General features: G+C 46.9%; 10 protein-coding genes. 6 read left to right on the top strand and 4 right to left on the bottom strand.

Annotation, left to right across the window (positions count from 1 at the left end; translation table 11 throughout):
- The first annotated feature begins 56 nt into the window (after nucleotides 1–56).
- A complete protein-coding gene (locus OCV12_RS04345) occupies nucleotides 57–1,406 on the top strand; it encodes a sigma-54-dependent transcriptional regulator (protein WP_261885428.1) in 1,350 nt (449 codons plus the stop codon).
- A gap of 78 nt (nucleotides 1,407–1,484) precedes the next feature.
- Nucleotides 1,485–1,658: a hypothetical protein gene (locus OCV12_RS04340; protein ID WP_165905190.1), complete on the top strand. Its 174-nt coding sequence runs from the start codon at nucleotides 1,485–1,487 to the stop codon at nucleotides 1,656–1,658.
- Nucleotides 1,659–1,755: 97 nt separating this feature from the next.
- On the opposite strand, the gene OCV12_RS04335 is transcribed toward OCV12_RS04340, so the two are convergent.
- The 3 genes from OCV12_RS04335 to OCV12_RS04325 all read right to left on the bottom strand — a co-directional run bounded on the left by OCV12_RS04335 (nucleotide 1,756) and on the right by OCV12_RS04325 (nucleotide 4,937).
- The gene (locus tag OCV12_RS04335) at nucleotides 1,756–3,117 is read right to left on the bottom strand and encodes a TRAP transporter large permease (protein WP_193841697.1); all 1,362 of its coding nucleotides are present in this window, start codon (nucleotides 3,115–3,117) and stop codon (nucleotides 1,756–1,758) included.
- Between the two features lie 2 nt (nucleotides 3,118–3,119).
- Nucleotides 3,120–3,875, bottom strand: coding sequence for a TRAP transporter small permease (locus OCV12_RS04330; protein WP_261885427.1), 756 nt, complete (start codon nucleotides 3,873–3,875; stop codon nucleotides 3,120–3,122).
- Between the two features lie 66 nt (nucleotides 3,876–3,941).
- Nucleotides 3,942–4,937, bottom strand: coding sequence for a TRAP transporter substrate-binding protein (locus OCV12_RS04325; protein WP_010439482.1), 996 nt, complete (start codon nucleotides 4,935–4,937; stop codon nucleotides 3,942–3,944).
- A 346-nt stretch (nucleotides 4,938–5,283) separates the two neighbouring features.
- On the opposite strand from OCV12_RS04325, the gene OCV12_RS04320 reads away from it, so the two are divergent.
- A complete protein-coding gene (locus OCV12_RS04320) occupies nucleotides 5,284–5,691 on the top strand; it encodes a thioesterase family protein (protein ID WP_009847292.1) in 408 nt (135 codons plus the stop codon).
- A gap of 107 nt (nucleotides 5,692–5,798) precedes the next feature.
- Here the strand turns inward: OCV12_RS04320 and OCV12_RS04315 are convergent, their stop codons facing one another.
- The gene (locus OCV12_RS04315; protein ID WP_261885426.1) at nucleotides 5,799–6,611 is read right to left on the bottom strand and encodes a 4'-phosphopantetheinyl transferase family protein; all 813 of its coding nucleotides are present in this window, start codon (nucleotides 6,609–6,611) and stop codon (nucleotides 5,799–5,801) included.
- Between the two features lie 721 nt (nucleotides 6,612–7,332).
- On the opposite strand from OCV12_RS04315, the gene OCV12_RS04310 reads away from it, so the two are divergent.
- The 3 genes from OCV12_RS04310 to OCV12_RS04300 are packed head-to-tail and all read left to right on the top strand — an operon-like array spanning nucleotide 7,333 to nucleotide 23,206.
- Nucleotides 7,333–15,192 (top strand): type I polyketide synthase, encoded by a 7,860-nt coding sequence (locus tag OCV12_RS04310; RefSeq protein ID WP_261885425.1) that lies wholly within the window; start codon nucleotides 7,333–7,335, stop codon nucleotides 15,190–15,192.
- On the top strand, nucleotides 15,192–17,240 hold the full coding sequence (locus OCV12_RS04305) for a PfaB family protein (protein ID WP_261885424.1): 2,049 nt from the start codon (nucleotides 15,192–15,194) through the stop codon (nucleotides 17,238–17,240). Before OCV12_RS04310 ends, OCV12_RS04305 begins: the two co-directional genes overlap by 1 nt.
- Nucleotides 17,237–23,206 carry a beta-ketoacyl synthase N-terminal-like domain-containing protein gene (locus OCV12_RS04300; RefSeq protein WP_261885423.1) on the top strand — a complete coding sequence of 1,990 codons (5,970 nt, stop codon included), beginning with the start codon at nucleotides 17,237–17,239 and terminating at the stop codon, nucleotides 23,204–23,206. The genes OCV12_RS04305 and OCV12_RS04300 overlap by 4 nt, the downstream gene beginning before the upstream one ends.
- The last annotated feature ends 21 nt before the right edge of the window (nucleotides 23,207–23,227 follow it).

Here is a 23,227-nt window from a genome sequence, read left to right as displayed (position 1 = left end):
TACTGCCTAATAAACAAACTCAGCGATAATCAGTATAAAAGAGTAAAGGAATAACTATGTGTCACGTCTACTTCATTGATGATGAATCTGACCTAAGAATGGCGATTGAACAGAGCTTCGAGCTCGCCGATATTGATGCCGAATTCTTTCCCGATGCGGAATCGGCCCTGCTCGCGATTCAAGAGAGTGGATTGCCTCACGTGATCATCACTGATATCTGCTTGCCGGGTATCTCGGGGCACGACCTGCTCAACACAATCATGCATAAAGACAAAGAGATTCCCGTCATCATGATCACTGGTCATGGTGACATCTCGATGGCGGTGCAAGCGATTCAAGATGGCGCCTATGATTTCATTGAAAAGCCATTTGCCAATGAACGCCTTATCGAAACCACCAGACGCGCCATTGAAAAGCGTCAACTGACCTTAGAAAACCTCGAACTCAAGCGTTCACTCAAAGCCAGCAAAGCACTCGGTCCGAGAATCATTGGTGACACACAATCCATGACCGAGTTACGTTCCATCATCACCCATGTTGCCGACACCAATGCAGATATCTTGCTGTTTGGTGAAACAGGTACAGGTAAAGAGTTAGTTGCGCGCTCTCTGCATGAACAAAGCGGCCGTCGAGAGCAAAACTTTGTCGCGGTCAACTGCGGCGCGGTGCCTGAGAACCTGATTGAAAGTGAACTCTATGGCCACGAGAAAGGCGCGTTTACTGGTGCAGAGAGTAAGCGTGTTGGTAAGTTCGAATTTGCTCAGGGCGGAACCTTATTTTTAGATGAAATCGAATCCATGCCGATGCAGGCACAAATTCGTTTGCTGCGTGTACTACAAGAGCGCGTCATCGAAAGAGTAGGCTCGAACGGGTTAGTCCCCTTAGATATCCGCGTAATTGCGGCAACCAAAGTCGACTTAAAGAAAGCGGCTGAAGAAGGCACCTTCCGCCAAGACCTTTACTACCGACTCAATGTCGTCACCCTAGACTTACCCCCACTAAGAAGTCGACAAGAAGACATCCCTGCCCTTTTCCACCACTTCCTATTGGTGGCGGCGGCTCGCTATGGCAAGACAGCCCCGGCACTTCCTCAAAAAGAGCTGCATGCGCTTCTAGCTCATGATTGGCCGGGAAATGTTCGAGAATTACGTAATACAGCAGAGCGTTTTGTGCTATTAGGTAAGCTTTCTCACTTATCAGACAGCATCAGTGAAACGTCTCAAGAACTGTCCTTAGCAGAACTGGTATCTGACTTTGAAAAAAACACGCTGAAGCAAGCACTTATTGAATGTAATGGCAGCATAAAAGAGACCATGGAGAGGCTGCAATTACCAAGGAAAACCCTCTACGATAAGATGCAAAAACACCAGCTCACGAAAGAATCTTATAAGGTAGAACCAAACTAAATTAGATTTGGGAGCAAGATCACCTATACTTATTTCAATAACAGGATGTTATGCAATAAATATAATAAGGAAGTGGTTATGGGTGAGAAAACGAGAGTACCATCGATTACTGATACTTTTGAGATAGATGGCATTTACTATACTGATCAGCATGTCGATTTAAATACGCCGGAATTGGAAGCGAAAAGAGCATTATACGAGCAGATCAATCCTCAGGCTAAACGAGGTAGACATATAGATGAGGAGGTCTAGCGACCTCCTCATTTTTTATGGATTAAATTCCATGCCAGTGAATGGCTCAAATAACTACTTGGAGCAAATAGCTACTTGGATTAGCTACGTGGAATAACTACTTAGTTATGATTTCCGGCCCCATCAAGGTAGTTGGTAACCATGTAGAAACCCAAGGCACGTAGGTTACGATAATCAAGAACAAGAACATCACGCCCACCCAAGGCAGTGCCGCTTTGACCACGTTCATCATCGACATTTTCGCGACCCCTGCAGTCACAAACAAATTGAGCCCAACTGGCGGGGTTATCATCCCTATCTCCATGTTCACCACCATCATGATACCAAGGTGAATTGGGTCGATACCTAGTGCAATAGCGATTGGGAATACCAACGGCGCAACAATGATCAGCAAGCCTGATGGCTCCATGAACTGCCCACCAATCAAGAGTAGTACGTTCACTACAATCAAGAAGGTAATCGGACCTAAGCCTGCAGAAAGCATAGATTCTGTGATCATTTGAGGAATACGTTCTTCCGTCAGTACGTGCTTAAGAATCAATGCGTTGGCAATGATAAACAGCAACATGATCGTCAGCTTGCCCGCGTCGTAAAGCGTATCTTTGGTGTCTTTATGGAAGAAGGTTTGGAACACTTTAACCAGCGCTGGCTTGGTGTTGTTCTTATCCGCAAATGGGCCCATATCTTTATAGATGAAGTTGGCAATAAAGAACGCGTACACCGCTGCAACAGCCGCCGCTTCTGTCGGAGTAAAGATACCGCCGTAGATACCACCCAAAATGATGACAATCAGTAACAAGCCCCAGCTCGCATCTTTCGCGGCTGCGAACATCTCGCCCCAACCCACAAATGGCTGTGCAGGAATCTTCTTAATACGCGCCGCAATGTAGATAGCAATCATCAGCATCACGCCCGCCAACAGGCCAGGAATAACACCACCAAGGAACATACGACCAACAGATACATCGGTCGCCGCTGCGTATACCACCATCACAATTGAAGGTGGAATCAAGATGCCCAAAGTACCCGCGTTACAGATAACCCCTGCAGCGAACTCTTTTGAGTAGCCGTTCTTGATCATACCCGCGATAACAATACTACCGATTGCAACTACCGTTGCCGGAGACGAACCAGACAGCGCTGCAAACATCATACATGCCACAACTGACGCCATCGCCAAGCCACCTCGGAACCAACCTACCATTGCGATTGCAAAGCGAATAATACGTTTTGCCACACCACCAGTAGACATAAAGCTCGACGCTAAAATGAAGAATGGAATCGCTAATAATGTGTAATGACCAGCAAACGCGTTAAACAAAGTTTGAGCAACAGAAGCAAGAGAGGCATCTGAGTGCATGAGAAGAAATATGATACTGGATAAACCCAGTGAAATAGCAATTGGTACACCCACTAGCATGAACGCAATTACCATCAAAAATAGAAATAACATTGCCATGATTAGTCTTCCTTACCGTTAGGTTTTGTATCCGACTCACTCGCCTTGTTTGGCTTCGTCGAATCCAATACCGCTGTCGCGTCTTCATCAGAACCCGCTAGCACGTCCGCTTTCAATGCATCCAGCTCTTCTTCGGCTTCGTGCCCAGCAATCATGCGATCGAGTTTGCCTGTTACTACTTGGTAAGCAACTTGAGCAAAACGGAACGTAAGCATTGCCATACCAATCGGCAGCGCCATATAAGGGATAAAGCGTGGCAGTTTCTCGTATCGCTCACCTTCATTCAGCCAGTCAGCAAGAAACTGAAGCATCTCTGGCATTGGAATATCATCGGTCTCGTACCATGCGCGATCGGTCGCGAATGGGTACCAATAATTCCAAGAGCCGATAAGAAGTAAGATTGAAAATGCTAGACAACTGGTCACCGCGATTAACGCATACACTTTGCGTAGCTTTTCAGGGGCAAGGTTGATGATGACATCAACACCAATATGGAAGTGTTTTTTAACACCGTAAGATGCGCCGACCAACACCATCCATGCAAACATGAATACCGTCAGTTCCAATGCCCATAAAATGTTGTCATTGAATGCGTATCGAAATACCACATTGGCAAAAGTAAGTAGCGTCATTGCGCCAAGGAAAAATGCGATTAATGACTCTTCAATCGCATCCGTAACTCTTCCGACTTTGGAAAAAAGAGAGGGTTCCAGTGCTGATTCGCTAGAATTTGGTTGTTCCATTTGAGGCTTTTCCATAATTGACTCCGCTTATAATTGTTTTAATAAAGGGCAGCGGTAGGGAGCCGCTACCCTATAGCGGTGTTATTGGTTTGAAGCTAATGCTGCATCGATAAGATCTGAACCGATGTCTTTTTCAAACTTCTTCCATACTGGTTGAAGTGCCGTTACCCAAGCTTGACGCTGTTCTGGCGTCAACGTACGAACCTCACCACCAGCTTCGATGATGTTGTTTTTGTTCGCTAGGTTAACTTTTGAAGATTCCGCGTTACGCGTCTCAGACACTTCTTGAACGATAGTGCCAAGCTGCGTGCGTACATCTTCAGGTAGGTCTTTCCAGAAGTCGTTCGAGGTTACAACTAGGTAATCCAAGATGCCGTGATTGGTTTCAGTCACGCCGTCTTGTACTTCAAAGAACTTCTTACCGTAGATGTTTGACCATGTGTTTTCTTGGCCATCGATAACCTTAGTTTGCAGGCCACCGTATACTTCTTTGAAAGACATCTTCTGCGGGTTAGCGCCAAGCTGTTCAAACTGAGCGACCAATACATCTGATGCTTGAACACGGAATTTCAAACCTTCCGCATCTTCAGGGTTGATAAGAGGTTTGTTCGCCGACATCTGTTTCATGCCATTGTGCCAAAACGCTAGACCCTGTAGGCCACGACGTTTCATTGCATTCTTCAGTTTTTCACCAGATTCTGAGTTTTGGAAACGGTCAACGGCGTCTACATCTTCAAATAGGAACGGAAGGTCAAAAATGCGGTATTTCTTAGTGAACTTCTCAAATTTAGACAGCGAAGGTGCCGCCATTTGAACATCACCATTTAACAGGGCTTCCAGTACCTTATTATCATCGTAAAGCGTCGAGTTAGGGAAAACTTGCATACAAGCTTTACCATTCATTTCAGTGTTTACTCGCTCTTCTAGTAGAGAAGCGGCAATGCCTTTCGGGTGCTTATCAGTATTGGTTACGTGACTGAATTTAATCACGATTTCACCAGGGTCACAGTTTGCAGCAGCATTAAAACTTGTGAGCGCTAGAGCAGATACAGACAGCAGGGTAAGAGGCTTAAACATTATTATTCTCCTTAGTAAACAAAGCAGCCCTTCAATGGGAACTGCGTGCTTTCACTAAGGCAATTAGCGCGCCATATTGATACAAAACATTAACAAGCCTTTAACCACAAGGCTTCATCATAGTTGCCAACATGAGTCGTCCACTCTTTGCAAAATTTAATGGGTGGAAAATGACACATAGAATATTTATAAATGGGTGGGAGTTGACCAAAGCATCAGTGATAAATGAGGTCTGACCAAAAGCCCCTTTCACGATGATGCCTTGAAGTAATTTCAACCTATCCTGTAGAGTGCTGCACAACTTAGTCAGATTTACTGATCCACTACTTACCAAGAGTTGTTACCCATGAGTCAGATCTACCATCACCCAGTACAGATTTACTACGAAGATACCGATCACTCAGGTGTGGTTTATCACCCTAACTTTCTTAAATACTTTGAGCGTGCGCGCGAGCATGTGTTGGGCAGCGATAAACTGGCGACATTATGGAATGAGCATGGACTGGGGTTTGCGGTGTATAAAGCTAATATGACCTTTCAAGACGGGGTCGAATTCGCAGAGATCTGCGATATCCGAACCTCTTTTGAACTCGATGGCAAATACAAAACCTTATGGCGACAAGAGGTATGGCGTAAAGATGCGACCAAACCTGCCGTGATTGGTGATATCGAGATGGTTTGCCTAGATAAAGACAAACAACTTCAGCCTGTACCCGCTGAAGTATTAAAAGCGATGCTTGGCGAAACGAGTTAACTAAGATTGTTAGTGGCTGAGAGCGGGAGTGGCTGAAAGTGCGATTAGTTGACAGTAGGCCTTGTTCCAGATTAGAAGCTCAAGGTTCTAGTGTAACGAGCGTAAACTCAGCCAAGTAGCTTCGATTTGGGAAAGCACTTCATCTCTAATTGCATAGGAAGCGTTGCACCACCATGCGTCACGGCAAATCGAAACTGGTTATTCAACCTTCCTAAACTGCATTGCCAATCTGTTGAAACATCGCCTTGTTCAGTAACATCCAACCCAACTCCGTAGTTTACAATGATTTCGCCATGTAACTCTGGTGGTAAACCCGACGAATGAACTGGCAGTGTTTGTTGAGTAAGATTGGAAAAGTCGAACGAAAAACTTTTCAATGATGTGGCCAATCCCTTTCCTGTCGCTTTGATGTACGACTCTTTCAGTGCCCACAAATCAAAAAAACGTTCTCTTTGAGATACCTCATCCAGCTCGAGTAAGTCGTTAATCTCAAACTCCGAAAAGTAATGCTTCATTATCGCCGCGATGTTGGTCGAACTTCTTGCATGTTCAATATCCACCCCAAGCTGTAGTGATTGCCCTTTCGTTTGGCAGACAGCAATCAGTAAATGATCTTGGCTGTGGCTAATATTGAAATTCAGTCCGGTTTTGTGTTGCTGCTCTGCAATCAAGCTTGGTTTTCCTTTTTCACCATACTCAAACCGCCACTCTTCAGCCGTCAAATCAGAGTAGATCGACAGAACCTCTCGTAAGTAGTTACGAACATAGAGCGCTTGGATCTGAGATGAAGGCATTCGATAACGCTCCACCTTGGCGACTTCATCGTCGGTCAGTTTCTGTTTAAGGCGCGACACATGATCAGTATCTTCATCCAAATCGCTTAGAGAACAAAGCCACAAATCAACGACTGGTGTTTCCATCTTTCTAGCACTCACTTATTAAAAATCACTCTTCATAAAGCCATCAATAAAACATCAAAACGAACAAATTTAACTCACCTATGTTTTGAGATAAACATAGAGAATTTGGGCAGGAAACACCCTTCATATGCGGACTTAAAACTAATTTTTCAAATAATAACAAATTAAAACACAGATCACACTTAGCCTTACAGAACAGGCATCTATTAAATGTTACTTACAAAAATCTGACATAGATCTCACCAAGTCAAAATATAGAGTATAAACACTAAAAAACAAGTCATACCCATTAATTATCAATAAGTTAATTACATTAAAAATACAAAATTCAAAAACACACAAATTTCATCTGGTCTGAACAGATCATAGTGGCCTCTGGGAGCATTGTATCGGCAACTCACCTCGGGTAGCCTGCTCAACCATTAAACAAATTCACACGTTTTCATTGCGGATAACTGCTTTCCGTTAAGCAGTACTTTGGACAGGATTTAAATGGACATTACCCTCACATTCGAATACCCCCTTCACGCATGAAACACGTTCTCAACGTCTGCAAGTCAATGAACTTCGCACTCCCTATTTCAGTCAGGTGGCCAATTTTCGGCAGCCTTACTCTTCAGCTGCGTTTGCCCAAATCTGTTTCAGATTTATTTTCGATTCAATTAAAAGCGCAGCCTCAAAACACGACATCGCCCTCAGTGATTTCAAGTGGAGACTCATAATGAGCCAACCCGAAAAAAATACACCGGAATCAGTCGACGACACTCGACTTAATAAACGTCTTAAAGACATGCCTATTGCTATCGTTGGTATGGCAAGCATGTTTGCGAACTCTCGCTACTTAAACAAGTTCTGGGATTTGATCAGCGAAAAGATCGATGCAATTACCGAAGTGCCTGATACGCACTGGCGTCCAGAAGATTACTACGATTCAGATCGTACGACGCCAGACAAGTCTTACTGTAAGCGCGGCGGTTTCATCCCTGAAGTCGACTTCAACCCAATGGAGTTCGGCCTTCCGCCAAATATCCTAGAACTGACTGATACGTCACAGCTGCTTTCTCTGATTGTGGCAAAAGAAGTACTTGAAGATGCCAAACTTCCAGAAGGTTACGATCGCGACAAGATCGGTATTACGCTCGGTGTTGGTGGTGGTCAGAAGATCGCTCAAAGCTTGAATGCTCGTCTGCAATACCCTGTTTTGAAAAAAGTCTTCAAGAGCAGTGGCATCAACGACGAAGACAGCGAAATGCTGATCAAAAAATTCCAAGACCAATACATCCACTGGGAAGAGAACTCATTCCCTGGTTCATTGGGTAACGTAATTTCAGGTCGTATAGCTAACCGCTTTGACCTTGGTGGCATCAACTGTGTAGTAGACGCCGCTTGTGCAGGTTCTCTAGCTGCAATGCGCATGGCTCTAAGTGAACTGGTTGAAGGCCGCAGTGAAATGATGATCACTGGTGGTGTGTGTACTGATAACTCGCCAACCATGTACATGAGCTTCTCTAAAACACCAGCATTCACCACTAATGAAACCATTCAACCTTTCGACATCGACTCAAAAGGCATGATGATTGGTGAAGGTATCGGCATGGTTGCTCTTAAGCGTCTTGAAGATGCAGAGCGCGATGGCGACAGAATTTACTCAGTGATTAAAGGTGTCGGTTCTTCTTCGGACGGTAAGTTCAAGAGTATCTACGCGCCTCGCCCTGAAGGACAAGCAAAAGCACTAAAACGCGCTTACGATGATGCTGGCTTTGCACCGCACACGCTTGGCTTACTAGAAGCGCACGGCACCGGTACTGCAGCGGGTGATGTGGCTGAATTTGGTGGCCTAAACTCGGTATTCAGTGAGAACAACGAAGAGAAGCAACACATTGCGTTAGGCTCTGTGAAATCTCAAATTGGTCACACAAAATCAACTGCGGGTACTGCTGGTTTGATCAAAGCCGCATTGGCATTGCACCATAAAGTACTTCCGCCAACGATCAACGTGTCGAGCCCGAATCCTAAACTGGACATCGAGAACTCACCGTTCTACCTAAACACACAAACGCGCCCTTGGATGCAGCGTGTCGACGGCACACCGCGCCGTGCAGGTATCAGCTCATTCGGTTTTGGTGGCACTAACTTCCACGTTGTATTAGAAGAGTACAGGCCAGAGCACGCTCGCGGTGACAAATACCGTCAGCGCCAAGTGCCGCAAACTCTATTATTCAGCGCAGAATCTCGCCAAGCACTGATCAACGAGCTAAAACAGGTTTCGACTCAAGTTGCCGATGCTGCGTTCAAACTGGAAGCACTTGCTGAGCAGCACGCTCTGCGCGAAGTAGACGCTCAGCATGCTCGTCTTGGTTTAGTCGTGACTGACCAAGCAGACCTTCAAGCGCAACTGGCTCAAGCGATTTCTATGCTTGAGAGCCAAACCAAAACACATTGGCAGATGCCGAACGGTACTAGCTACCGTGAGTCAGCACTGATTGCTGAAAACGGTGCAGCTAAAGTCGCGGCACTATTTGCAGGTCAAGGTTCGCAATACCTCAACATGGGTCGCGAGCTTGCTTGTCATTACCCAGAAATGCGCCAACAGCTTGCTCAAGCGGATCAAGTATTTGGTCAGCACAAGAAGACGGCCTTATCGCAAATTCTGTTCCCAATTCCAACTTTCACACCAGAAGCAACCAAAGCTCAAGAAGCGTTACTAACCAACACGGCCAATGCGCAAAGTGCGATTGGTACTGTGTCTATGGGTCAGTTTGACATCATGACTCAAGCTGGCTTCAAAGCAGACATGGTCGCAGGCCACAGTTTTGGTGAGTTAAGTGCACTATGTGCATCGGGTGTTATCTCGCAAGACGATTACTACCAGCTAGCTTTCGCTCGTGGTGATGCGATGGCTGCAACACCTGAACAAGGCGATAGCGGTACTATGTTTGCGGTCATCCTAGACGCAGACAAGCTTCCAGCCGTTGAAAGTTGCATCAGCCAATTCGAAGGTGTGAGCATTGCCAACTACAACGCTCCAACTCAACTGGTTATTGCTGGCCCAACAGCGACGGTTCAACAAGCAGCACAAGCGCTAACTGAACAAGGCTTCAAAGCGATTGCTCTGCCAGTTTCTGGCGCTTTCCACACACCGCTTGTTGCTCACGCTCAAAAACCATTTGCTGCTGCAATTGATAAAGCTTCATTCAGCGCTCCTACGCTACCGCTTTACTCAAACGCAACGGGCAAACTGCACAGCAAAGACGCGAAAGCGATCAAGAAAGCGTTCAAGCAACACATGCTGCAATCGGTTCGTTTCAGCGAGCAAATTGAAGCGATGTATGAAGCAGGCGCTCGTGTATTCGTAGAGTTCGGTCCTAAAAACATTCTTCAGAAGCTGGTTGAAAAAACATTGGCTGATAAGAACGAAGAACTGTACGCAATCAGCATCAATCCAAGCCCTAAAGGCGACAGTGACCAACAGCTTCGTTTAGCTGCGGTTCAACTGTGTATAGCGGGTGTTTCATTAGACAACATTGACCCTTACCAAGCTGACATTGCTGAACCTGCAAAGGCATCACCAATGAACATCAAGCTGAATGCAACCAACTACATCAGCCCAGCTACTCGTAAGAAGATGGATCAATCATTGGCTTCGGGCAACGTCACCGAGAAGACTGAGATTGTTGAAGTGAAAGTTGAAGTCGAGAAAATCGTGGAAAAAGAAGTGATTAAAACAGAAATCGTTGAAGTACCTGTGGCTGCTCCTCAAGCTTCAAATGCACAACAGTCAGTTACTCCAGCACCAAGTGCACAAGTAGCAGCAGCAGCTCCGCAATCACAAGTGGTTCAAACAGCCCCAGCGACTAGTCAGCCAACAGCTCAAGTAGCGGTTGATGAATCTTCACTGCAATCGTTCTTCAATGCTCAACAACAAGCAGCAGAAGTACATCAGCAATTCTTGGCGATTCCTCAGCAATACGGTGACACGTTCAACACCCTAATGTCTGAGCAAGCGAAAATGGCAACAGCGGGCGTAGCCATTCCTGAGAACCTACAGCGTTCTATGGAGATGTTCCACCAGCACCAAGCTGAAACGCTAAAAGCTCACGCTCATTACCTAGAGATGCAAGCGCACAGCAACAACTCAGCACTTAATATGCTGACGCAAGGTTCAGTGCAAACCGCACAACCAACCTTCGTTGCGCCAGTAAATGCTCAACCAGCGATTCAAGCCCCAACTACTCCAGCAGCTATTGTTCAACAGTCTGTTGCTCAAGTACAAGCGACTCCTGTTCAAGCTCAGTCTGTTCAAGCTGCGCCGGTTCAAAATACAACAGCTCAGAAAGCTCCAGTACAGAAAACCGCTCCTGCACCACAAGTAGCGGCTCAAGCCGCAGCGCCTGTTGCAGCTCAACCTGTGCCAGTTAAAGCGCAAGCGGCTCCTGTGGCTGCACCAGTAGCAGTACAATCAGCAGATGCTGAAAAAGTGATGCTGGAAGTGGTCGCTGAGAAAACGGGTTACCCAACGGAGATGCTTGATCTAGAAATGGACATGGAAGCAGATCTTGGTATCGACTCAATCAAGCGCGTAGAGATCCTTGGTACCGTTCAAGACGAGATGCCAAACCTACCTGAGCTGAACCCTGAAGATTTAGCTGAGTGTCGTACTCTTGGTGAAATCGTTACCTACATGAACAGCAAGATGCCTTTTGGAGTTTCAACTAATGAAGCTGCACCAGTTCAAGCAGTTGCTGTAGCTAATGGTCTTGATGCAAAAGTCGTTCAACAAACCATGCTAGAAGTGGTTGCTGAGAAGACAGGTTACCCAACGGAAATGCTTGATCTAGAAATGGATATGGAAGCAGACCTTGGTATCGACTCAATCAAGCGTGTTGAAATTCTTGGTACAGTTCAAGATGAACTGCCTACTCTTCCAGAGCTAAACCCTGAAGACTTAGCTGAGTGTCGCACTCTAGGTGAAATTGTTGCCTACATGAACAGCAAGCTTCCAGCGTCTGCACCAGTTGCAGCACAAACGGAAGTAGTTGCTCCGGTAACGTCTAACAACGGACTAGATGCTGCTAGCGGTTTGGATTCAGAAACAGTCCAGAAAACCATGTTAGAAGTGGTAGCAGAGAAGACGGGCTACCCGACTGAAATGCTAGACCTAGCAATGGATATGGAAGCTGATCTTGGTATCGACTCAATCAAGCGTGTTGAAATCCTAGGTACGGTTCAAGACGAGCTACCGACTCTTCCAGAGCTAAACCCTGAAGACCTTGCTGAGTGTCGTACTCTAGGCGAGATAGTCGACTACATGAACAGTAAGCTTCCGGCTTCTGCTCCAGTAGCAACTCAAGCATCTGAACCAGCGCAAGCAGTATCAAACGGTTTAAACGCAGAACAAGTTCAAAGCACAATGTTGAGCGTAGTGGCTGATAAAACGGGCTACCCAACAGAAATGCTAGACCTAGCAATGGACATGGAAGCTGACCTTGGCATCGACTCAATCAAACGTGTTGAGATCCTTGGTACGGTTCAAGACCAGCTACCAACATTGCCCGAGCTAAATCCTGAAGACCTAGCTGAGTGTCGTACTCTGGGTGAAATCGTTGACTACATGAACAGCAAGCTAGGCACTAATGCTGAACCTGCTCCAGAAGCAACAGCAACCGCTGTAGAAAGCGCGAGCAACGACCTAAACCCTGCTCATGTTCAATCAACAATGATGGAAGTGGTTGCTGACAAAACAGGTTACCCAGCAGAAATGCTCGATCTAGCAATGGACATGGAAGCAGACCTTGGTATCGACTCAATCAAACGTGTTGAGATTCTAGGTACGGTTCAAGACCAGCTACCAACGCTGCCAGAGCTAAACCCTGAAGACTTAGCTGAGTGTCGTACGCTTGGTGAAATCGTTACCTACATGCAAAGCAAGCTTTCCGCTGCTGCACCTGTAGCGACCGCTAAAGCTGAATCAGTAACGCCTATCGCAGAAACAGCGACAGCGGAACTTCCTCCACACAATGAGGTGGCGCTAAAAAAGCTACCAGCGGCAGATAAACTCGTCGATTGTTTCTCAAAAGACGCTTGTGTCGTGATCACAGATGATGGTCACAACGCCGGTGTTCTAGCAGAAAAGTTGACCGCTAACGGCATCCAAGTTGCTGTAGTGCGCAGTGCTCTTTCTGCCGCGTCACCTTTAAACAGTGAAATCGCAAGCTACACACTCAACAGTATCGATGATACTGGTGTGACAGCTGTGATTAACGACATCGAAGCAGACCTTAAAACGTCAAACAAAGTGATTGCTGGCTTCATTCATTTACAAGCTATCGTTGATGCGAAACAAAGCAACGAGCAAGCGGTTAACTTGAATGCAGACTCAAGAGCTTCACTGACGACAGCGTTCTTATTCGCTAAGCACCTAAATGGTCAGCTGAATGCCGTTTCAGGTCGCAGCGTGTTCTTCACGCTAAGCCGTATCGATGGTGGCTTTGGTTACCTAGATACTAAGCAATTAGCGAATGCAGAACTTAACCAAGCCGCGTTGTCCGGTCTCACTAAGACACTGAGCCATGAATGGTCAAACGTGTTCTGCCGTGCATTGGATGCTGACGCTTCTATTGATGCTCGTCACCTAGCTGAAGCTATCACAGGCGAACTGTTCGATATCGATACCAACACGGTTGAAATCGGCCTTAGCCATGCAGAAAACGGTGATTCTGGTCGTGCAACATTGATCGCTGCAGCACCAGGTGCAGCACAAACCAAAAACACAGGCGCTCAACTCACCAAGAGTGACAAAGTTCTCGTAACGGGTGGCGCTAAAGGCGTGACGTTTGAATGTGCACTGACGCTTGCTAAGCAATGTAAGTCTCACTTCATTCTTGCAGGTCGTAGTAAGCATATTACTTCAGCTGAGCAACCTCAGTGGGCACAAGGCAAGCAAGAGAAAGAGCTAAAACCAGCGGCTATCGCTCACCTACAAGCAACAGGTGACAAGCCAACGCCGAAAAAAGTTGATGCCTTGCTAAAGCCGGTATTGAGCAGCCTTGAAATCAACGCAGCACTTGCCGCTTTCAATGAGATTGGCGCGAGCGCTGAATACCTAAGCCTAGATGTTTCGAACCATGAGTCAGTAGCGAAAACGCTGGCGAATTTCGAAGGCATCACAGGTTTAATCCACGGTGCAGGCGTACTGGCTGACAAGCATATTCAAGACAAAACGCTTGATGAACTGAACATGGTTTACGGCACCAAAGTGGGTGGATTAGAAGCGGTTCTTGGTGGTCTTGATAGCAGCAAGCTAAAACTGATTGCGATGTTCTCTTCGGCGGCGGGTTTCTACGGAAACACTGGCCAAAGTGACTACTCAATGTCTAACGAGATCCTAAATAAAGCGGCTCTACAACTGTCTGCTCGTAACCCTCAAGCGAAAGTGATGAGCTTCAACTGGGGACCGTGGGACGGCGGCATGGTCAACGCAGCACTGAAACGTATGTTTACAGAGCGCGGTGTGTACGTGATTCCTCTTCAGGCGGGTGCAAAGCTATTTAGTTCTCAGCTACTGAACGAAACTGGCATTCAATTGCTGGTTGGTACGAGCATGCAAGGTTCTGACAACAAGGAAGCTGCTGTAAAAAAGCTTAATGCGGAGTCTGTGCATCTTGCAAAGAGTCCGCTGAATACAAGCATCACTGTGACACGTCGTCTTGACCCGAAGGCATTGCCTTTCATTCAAGATCACTGCATTGCCGGTAACCCAGTGTTACCGACAGTGTGTGCCATCCAATGGATGCGTGAAATCGCAGAGCAACTGTTAGGGGTGAACGTTAGCGTTCACAACTACAAACTGCTTAAGGGTGTGATTTTTGATACTGATGAAGTGCAAGAGCTGAAACTGGTTCTTTCTTCTGACGCTAAATCAAAAGATCAGCTAAAAGCAGTGATCAGTTGCCAAGGGCGACCACAGTATCAAGCTCAGTTGCAAGTTGCCTCAGTGCAAATGTCTGAAGATGTTCAACAAGCGTCAGTAAAACGCTTTGAAGCCAGAACTTCAACACCTGTAACAACGGCACAAGCTCTATACAGTGACGGCACTCTGTTTCATGGACCAAGATTGCAAGGTATTACCTCAGTCGAACGCTTTGACGACTTAGGTTTATTGGCTCAATGCCAGCTACCTCAGATCGAAAACAGCGACTGCGGATCATTTATTCCGAAGCAAGGCTTTGGCGATAGCCAACCATTTGCAGAAGATTATTTACTGCAAGCCATGTTGGTATGGGCTCGATTAAAATACGGCGCGGCAAGCCTACCGTCTGCCATCGGTGAGTTTATTTGTTACGCACCGATGCACAATGGTGACCAAGGCTGGCTAGAACTGAACGTGATAAAAAGCACGACTCGTTCACTGCAAGCTGATATCTCGCTTTACCACCAGGATGGTCGCTTAAGTGCGGTAATGAAAGGTGCAAAAGTCACCATCAGCAAGAGCTTAAACGACGCATTTTTGGCGAAGTCTAGCTCAGCAGTAGCGAGTAAGCCTAAAGCGGACATGAAAACAGAAAAGGAGCAATTGTCATAGTGACTGTTCCTACTAATAAAGCGATGCCATTGCGCATCGCTCTTTTAGCTCAGCCAGCAAATGCGGCTGAGCTTTCTGCCGACTTATCACCTTCGCTTCCTGAGATGATGACTGTTGTGGTTGATGGCAGTTTTAATCAAGCGCTTACTCAAGCGATTGAGGCAATCAATCAAGGTAGTGCTGTTAAGCTTTGTTTGGATTCTCTCGCTCCATCATTGGTGATGTTGAGTGCACTGACCGCTGCTCAAAACAAGATTCATCCACACGCTTATCTAGCGAGTTTTGCAGATGCAACTATCGAAGATAGCGTTCAGCTTGCTCTGGATATTGCACGCCGCCCCGCGACAGATCTAAGCCATCAACAGCAATACTCAGCACTCTCTGCTTCGCAGCAGTTTGATGAATTGTTGAATATGGTTAATGCGATATCGAGTCGTTCATTGCCGAGCCATTCATTAGCTAATAATTACTGGTTCACTGAGCCGAACAAAGCACGTGTTGCTGCGTTAACTTTCAATGACGATAGCCAAAACGCCACCAGCCTGATACTGACTCAAGCTACCGGTTTGCAAGAACCAAAGCCCTTGCTATCGAGCGAACGTTTGATGTTTGTGGTTTCTGGCAATGACAAAGCTAAATTAGTTTCTCAGCTAGCCTCGTTGAGAGAAGAGCTAAAATGCATTAATGATTCAGCGGACAGCGAACTTGCTATCGCCAACTTGATGCATTCAAACCTAAGCCACTTCCAAAGTGTTCAGCACAATGCTGACCTTGGCGCGAACATCGTGATTCAAGCAGCTTCAATTGAGGCTGCAATACAAGAGATCACAGCGCTAGAAAATGCGTTGCCAAAAATAATGGCAGACAATAGCCAATACAAGACTCCAGCGGGCAGTTGTTTCTCACCGAAGCCTCAAAGCAAAGGTGGCGTTGCATTTGTTTACCCAGGTGTTGGCACGGTTTATCCCGGTATGTTGCGTGAATTTCACCACCATTTCCCACAGTTATTTGCTCGTTTAGAGCGCGAAGGTAACCTGAAAGAAATGCTGCAGGCTGACAAAACCTACGCTGAAGACTCGCAAGAAATGTCGCTTAGTGAATTAGCAATTGCAGGTGTCGGCAGTAGTTATCTGTTAACACAACTGCTATGTGATGAGTTCAAAGTGCAGCCAGACTTCGCTTTAGGTTACTCCAAGGGTGAAGCTTCCATGTGGGCGAGCTTAAATGTTTGGAAGAACCCACATGCGCTGATTGAGATGACTCAAACTAGCCCTATCTTCACCACGGCTATTTCTGGCGAGCTCACCGCAGTGCGTCAAGATTGGAAGCTGAACGGCGACGAAAGCATCCAATGGAATAGCTTTGTGGTTCGCAGTGATGCACAAGCGATTGAAGCTCTATTACCAGAGTTCCCACGCGCTTATCTCGCTATCATCCAAGGTGACACCTGCGTACTGGCTGGTTGTGAAAACACTTGTCGTGCTCTGCTCAAAAAACTGGGTAAACGTGGCATTGCCGCGAACCGTGTTACCGCAATGCACACCACACCAGCGCTAAGTCAGCATAACCAAGTGCGAAAGTTTTACACGCAACCACTGTTCGACGAGTTACCAAAGCATATCCGCTTTATCAGCGCAGCAGGTCTACCGACTGGTGCACCAATCAATATCGACAGCGACAGCATCGCCCTTTCAATTGCCGACACCTTCTGTTCAACGCTGGATTTCACCGCGTTGATCCAGAGTGCACGTCAGCAAGGTGCTCGCCTGTTTGTTGAAGTGGGTGCCGATCGTCAAACCAGCACATTGATCGACAAGATCAACCGCAGCGACAACGTAGCAGACCAATACTGCTCAATCGCTTCCAATGCCAAGGGTGGTAACGATGTTGTCACGCTCATCAAGTGCATTGGTCAGCTCATTACTCATCAAATCCCACTGTCTGTCGAGCCACTTATTCAAGGGCTAGAACAACAGATCACCGCCGCTAAGCAATTAAGTGGTGTGTCTCAAGGCAGCGCAGTGAATCATCAAGGAGAGCTAGTATGAGTTCTCAATATCAGGCTCAAGCCAAGACTAAGCAGCAAGTGAAGTGCAATAAGATCGCGATTGTCGGTATTGCCAACCAATACCCAGAAGCTGATACGCCAAAAGATTTTTGGCAAAACTTGCTAAGCAAAAAAGATTCTCGAACCACATTAAGCGCTGAAAAATTAGGTGCTAAACCTGAGAGCTATCAGGGCGTGCAAGGTGAGTCGGACCGCTTTTACTGTGATAAAGGCGGCTACATCGAAAACTTCAATTTCGATAGCAATGGCTACCGCTTAACCGCGGAATCATTCAAAGGCGTCGACCAGAGTTTCCTTTGGGCGTTAGATACCAGTCGCAAGGCGTTAGTCGACGCCGGCATTGATTTGAATGCCGATGTTTTAGAGCGTACAGGCGTGATCATGGGTGCCCTTTCGTTCCCAACTACACGCTCAAACGACTTGTTTCTGCCGATGTATCATTCGGTGGTCGAGAAAGCACTACAAGCTAAATTGGCTAATGATCAGTTTTCACTGCTACCAACCAATGAAACGGCTCATGACCTCAATCCGATCAACGGTGCAGCAGCACACAACGCCTCTAAGTTAGTGGCTGATGCATTGGGTCTAGGCAACGTCCAACTTAGCCTAGATGCGGCATGTGCAAGTTCAGTGTATTCATTAAAGTTAGCGTGTGATTACTTGAACACGGGCAAAGCCGATATGATGTTGGCGGGCGCGGTATCCGGTGCAGACCCATTCTTCATCAATATGGGTTTCTCAATCTTCCACGCTTACCCAGACCACGGTGTTTCGGTTCCGTTTGATAGCAACAGTAAAGGCTTGTTTGCTGGTGAAGGTGCTGGTGTTTTAGTGCTAAAACGTTTAGCTGATGCAGAGCGTGATGGCGACAACATCTACGCAGTCGTCAGCGGCATTGGCTTATCGAACGATGGCCGTGGCCAGTTCGTATTAAGTCCAAACAGCAAAGGACAAGTACAAGCCTTTGAACGCGCTTACGAGGCATCAAACCTAACCCCAGACAGCATCGAAGTGATTGAGTGTCACGCAACCGGCACACCATTAGGTGACAAGGTTGAGTTAACCTCAATGGAGCGTTTCTTTGCTGAGAAATTGAATGGTTCTAATCCGCCATTGATTGGCTCTGCCAAGTCAAATCTCGGTCACTTACTGACTGCAGCAGGTATGCCAGGGATCATGAAGATGATCTTCGCGATGAAGGAAGGCGTGCTTCCGCCAAGTATTAACTTGGACAAGCCATTGTCTTCACCAAAAGGTTTATTTGGCTCTCAGACGCTACCAACGCAGGTGCAACCTTGGCCAAGTAAAGCGGGTAACCAAGAGCGCTGTGCAGGCGTGTCTGTATTTGGTTTCGGTGGTTGTAACGCTCACTTACTACTTGAAGCGTATTCAGACACCAGTCATGCAAATCAGACTCTAGAGTCAGCGTCTCCAAGCCTACAATCGCCTAATTTAAGCATTACTGGCCTCGCATCGCATTTCGGTTCCCTGCAAAGCATCAACGCGCTGAGCACTGCGATTGAAACCAACAACGATGCTTTCATTGCTTTACCTAAAAAACGCTGGAAAGGCTTAGACCAACATCCAGAACTTCTGAATCAGTTTGGTTTACACGGCATTCCAAACGGGGCTTACATCGATCAATTCGATCTCGACTTCCTACGCTTTAAAGTGCCGCCTAATGAAGATGACCGTTTGATCTCTCAGCAGTTACTACTGATGAAAATTGCAGACGAAGCCATCAAAGATGCCAAGCTTGTAGCAGGCCAAAAGGTTGCAGTACTGGTAGCGATGGAAACTGAGCTTGAGATGCACCAATTCCGTGGACGTGTAAACCTGCATAGCCAATTGGCTGACAGCTTTGCCAACATGGGGATTGAGTTGACACAAGACGAATACCAATCGCTAGAAGCCATTGCGATGGACAGTGTGATGGACGCAGCCAAGCTGAACCAATACACCAGTTTCATTGGTAACATCATGGCTTCGCGTATCTCTTCACTGTGGGACTTTAACGGTCCTGCCTTTACGATTTCAGCCGCTGAACAGTCGGTTGCTCGTTGTATCGATGTCGCGCAAAACCTCATGTCGCAAGAATCAATGGATGCCGTGGTAATTGCAGCCGTTGACCTTAGTGGCAGTGCAGAACATGTGATTCTGAAGAACAGTGTGAGCCCTGTGTCACTTGCTCCAAAATTCGGACAACCGCAAGACGGCAGTTGGAATGTAGGCGAAGGCGCAGGTGCGATTGTTCTTGTTGAAGAGAGTCGAGTAACAAGCAACCAAGATACGGTTTACGGCAGCATCAACGCGCTGGCCTTTGGATCAAGTGAGCGTAACAACGCCGTTACCGATGAATTACTGACTCAAGTCGGTATGAGCTCGAACGATGTTTCTCTGCTTGAGCTTAACAATGCACCAGAATCTTCATCTCATCAGTTTTCGTCTCTAAGTTTAGGGTACACAAAGACGACTCAAGCAAGTCAACGTGTGGGTCATTGCTCTGCTGCTTCTGGTATGGCAAGCCTGCTACACGGTCTGCTCAACCTGAACCTTGAGTCTCTAAATCCAAATATCAGCTCTAAGAGCGCGATTGTTGCCAACATCAGCGAAGGACAATGTTCACAGCTGCTACTAAGCCAATCGAGTGTTGAATCTCAATCACTTTCTGTTCGCTTAAGCAGTGAACTGGCAAGTGATGCTAAGCGTCAATTGGTTAAACAAGTGACTCTCGGTGGTCGCGATATTTATCAACACATCGCAGAGACACCAATCGCTAACCTAGCGCATATTCAACAGAAAGCTTCTGGTAAACAAGCAGCAAGAGTGGCGCCGGTTCCAACGACAACAAGCATTCAAGCAGCCCTTGCGCAAAAAGAGTTAGAGAAGAAAGCATTAGCGCAGAACGCGCTAGAGCCAGCTATCGAAACTCCTACATCAGTATCCCCTACTCTGGCGCCAACTCGTCACAGTCAGCTAACAGGTAACCACAGCAATATGACTCATGTCCTATCCGCTAAAAATGGCGTATCAAATATCGACGCTAATACGGATGCAGTATCACAGCCATCTGTAACACCACACAGCCAAGCCTTTGCTCAAAACCAGCAGGCGGCGCAGCAAGTTCACAAAGCCTTTTTACAAACACGTGCACAAGGCCTGCAGATTGCCGATGCTCTATTGAAAGCACAGCTAAACGCCGTTACGTCTGGCTTAGATAGCTCAGCCGTTTCTCAACAAACGAATGGTCAACAAACAACTGCTCAGCAAACGATTAGTCAGCCTGTGCAAGCTCAACCTGCTCAGGTTCAGTCAGTGCCAGTCAACGTGCTTGCGACGCCTGCACCAGTAAAACCTATCCGTAAGCCATGCATTTGGGATTTCGATGATCTGGTTGAGTACGCGGAAGGTGATATTGCGAACGTGTTTGGCCCTGACTACGCGATCATCGATAGCTACTCGCGCCGCGTTCGCTTGCCAACCACTGATTACCTATTGGTATCTCGCGTTACTAAGCTCGACGCGACCGTTAACGAGTACAAGCCAAGCACCATGACCACAGAATACGACATCCCTGTTGATGCGCCGTATCTTGTAGATGGTCAGATCCCTTGGGCTGTTGCAGTTGAATCTGGTCAGTGTGACCTAATGCTGATCAGCTACTTAGGCATTGATTTCGAAAACAAAGGTGAGCGTGTTTATCGCCTACTTGATTGTACGCTGACCTTCCTTGGCGACTTGCCTCGTGGTGGCGATACGCTGCGTTACGATATCTCAATCAATAGCTTTGCTCGCAATGGCGACACCCTGCTGTTCTTCTTCTCTTACGAATGTTTCGTTGGCGACAGGATGATCCTGAAAATGGATAACGGCTGTGCAGGTTTCTTCACTGATGAAGAGCTAGCAGACGGCAAAGGTGTGATTCACACTGAAGATGAAATCAAGGCTCGTAAGCTTGCGACTAAGCAACGCTTCGACCCTATGCTGCACTGCCCTAAAACCCAGTTTAACCACCAAGAACTGCGTCACCTACTGACTGCCAACATCGCAGAGTGCTTTGGCCCAACTCACCAATCTGATCGCCACCAGCCTTCTCTATGCTTCAGCTCAGAGAAGTTCATGATGATCGAAAAGGTCAGCCGTGTTGAACCGCAAGGCGGCACATGGGGGCTTGGTCTGATTGAAGGTCACAAGCAGCTAGAGCCTGAGCACTGGTACTTCCCTTGTCACTTCAAAGATGACTCAGTAATGGCTGGTTCTTTGATGGCAGAAGGTTGTGGTCAACTGCTGCAATTCTTCATGATGCACCTTGGCATGCACACGCTTGTTCAAAATGGTCGTTTCCAACCGCTTGAAAATGCGCCTCAACAAGTACGCTGTCGTGGTCAAGTTCTACCACAATCGGCAGAACTGACTTACCGCATGGAAGTAACAGAGATTGGTCTAAGCCCTCGCCCATACGCGAAAGCTAACATCGATATTTTGCTCAACGGCAAAGTGATTGTTGATTTCCAAAACTTGGGTGTGATGATCAAAGAAGACGACGAATGTACTCGTTACCTGCCTTCTTTAGAAACAGCTGTTGCGACCCCTGTTATCAAAAACTTGGGCCATACACCAGCAGTCAACCAACAGGCTTCAGCGAATGCACCACTGATGGCGCAAATTGAAGACCTGAAAACTGCACCAAATAAAGGTGTGATTCCTCTTCAACACGTTGAAGCTCCGGTAACGCCTGATTACCCGAACCGCACACCTGATACGGTTCCATTTACGCCATACCACATGTTCGAATTCGCAACTGGCGATATCGAAAAATGTTTCGGTCCTGACTTCTCTATCTACCGTGGAATGATTCCACCACGTACTCCGTGTGGCGATCTGCAATTAACCACTCGTGTCGTTGAAATCGACGGCAAGCGTGGTGACTTCAAGAAACCTTCATCGTGTATCGCTGAATACGAAGTGCCAGAAAATGCATGGTATTTTGATGAAAACAGCCACCATACCTTGATGCCTTACTCGGTATTGATGGAGATTTCACTGCAGCCAAACGGCTTCATCTCTGGCTACATGGGCACCACTCTGGGCTTCCCAGGTGAAGAACTGTTTTTCCGCAACCTAGATGGCAGCGGCAAAATGCTGCGTAACGTCGACTTACGTGGCAAAACGATCACCAACGATTCTCGCCTGCTTTCAACCGTAATGATGGGCACTAACATCGTACAGAGCTTTAGCTTCGAACTGAGCACAGATGGCGTGCCTTTCTACCAAGGTACAGCGGTATTTGGTTACTTCAAAGGTGCTGCACTGAAAGACCAACTGGGGTTAGACAACGGTAAGGTGACTCACCCTTGGCACGTTGATAACAACCGCACGCCGGATGTAAACATTAACCTGCTAGACAAAACGACGCGTTACTTCAATGCACCTGTCTCATCTACTTGTGAGGTACAAGAGCACTACAAATTGGCTGGCGGTCGTTTGAACTTTATCGATACCGTGCAGATCACTAGCGACGGTGGTAAAGACGGCCTTGGCTACCTATACGCTGAGCGCACGATTGACCCAAGCGATTGGTTCTTCCAGTTCCACTTCCATCAAGATCCAGTAATGCCAGGTTCTCTAGGTGTTGAAGCGATCATTGAGCTAATGCAAACCTATGCGTTAAACAAAGATCTTGGCGCAGGCTTCCGTAATCCGAAGTTCGGTCAAATCCAGTCTGAAGTGAAATGGAAATACCGTGGTCAGATTAACCCTCTGAACAAACAGATGTCTCTGGATGTACACATCACTGCGATTAAAGACGAAGACGGCAAACGCATCATCGTTGGCGACGCAAACCTGAGCAAAGATGGCCTGCGTATTTACGAAGTAAAAGACATCGCGATTTGCATCGAAGAAGCCCCTGCTAGCGATAAAGTTTCTGGTATCAAGACAGCATAAGCCGCCATTAGAGACAAAGAA

This window comes from Vibrio pomeroyi (assembly GCF_024347595.1).
Lineage (GTDB): Bacteria > Pseudomonadota > Gammaproteobacteria > Enterobacterales > Vibrionaceae > Vibrio > Vibrio pomeroyi.
Note: the sequence above shows the minus strand (reverse complement) of the source record. Positions and strands in the feature narration are given on the sequence as shown.

What these genes read in the sequence shown, in the direction of transcription:
- OCV12_RS04345 (WP_261885428.1), top strand. Translation starts at nt 57, where the DNA reads ATGTGTCACGTCTACTTCATTGATGATGAATCTGACCTAAGAATGGCG.
- OCV12_RS04340 (WP_165905190.1), top strand. Translation starts at nt 1,485, where the DNA reads ATGGGTGAGAAAACGAGAGTACCATCGATTACTGATACTTTTGAGATA.
- OCV12_RS04335 (WP_193841697.1), bottom strand. Translation starts at nt 3,117, where the DNA reads ATGGCAATGTTATTTCTATTTTTGATGGTAATTGCGTTCATGCTAGTG.
- OCV12_RS04330 (WP_261885427.1), bottom strand. Translation starts at nt 3,875, where the DNA reads ATGGAAAAGCCTCAAATGGAACAACCAAATTCTAGCGAATCAGCACTG.
- OCV12_RS04325 (WP_010439482.1), bottom strand. Translation starts at nt 4,937, where the DNA reads ATGTTTAAGCCTCTTACCCTGCTGTCTGTATCTGCTCTAGCGCTCACA.
- OCV12_RS04320 (WP_009847292.1), top strand. Translation starts at nt 5,284, where the DNA reads ATGAGTCAGATCTACCATCACCCAGTACAGATTTACTACGAAGATACC.
- OCV12_RS04315 (WP_261885426.1), bottom strand. Translation starts at nt 6,611, where the DNA reads ATGGAAACACCAGTCGTTGATTTGTGGCTTTGTTCTCTAAGCGATTTG.
- OCV12_RS04310 (WP_261885425.1), top strand. Translation starts at nt 7,333, where the DNA reads ATGAGCCAACCCGAAAAAAATACACCGGAATCAGTCGACGACACTCGA.
- OCV12_RS04300 (WP_261885423.1), top strand. Translation starts at nt 17,237, where the DNA reads ATGAGTTCTCAATATCAGGCTCAAGCCAAGACTAAGCAGCAAGTGAAG.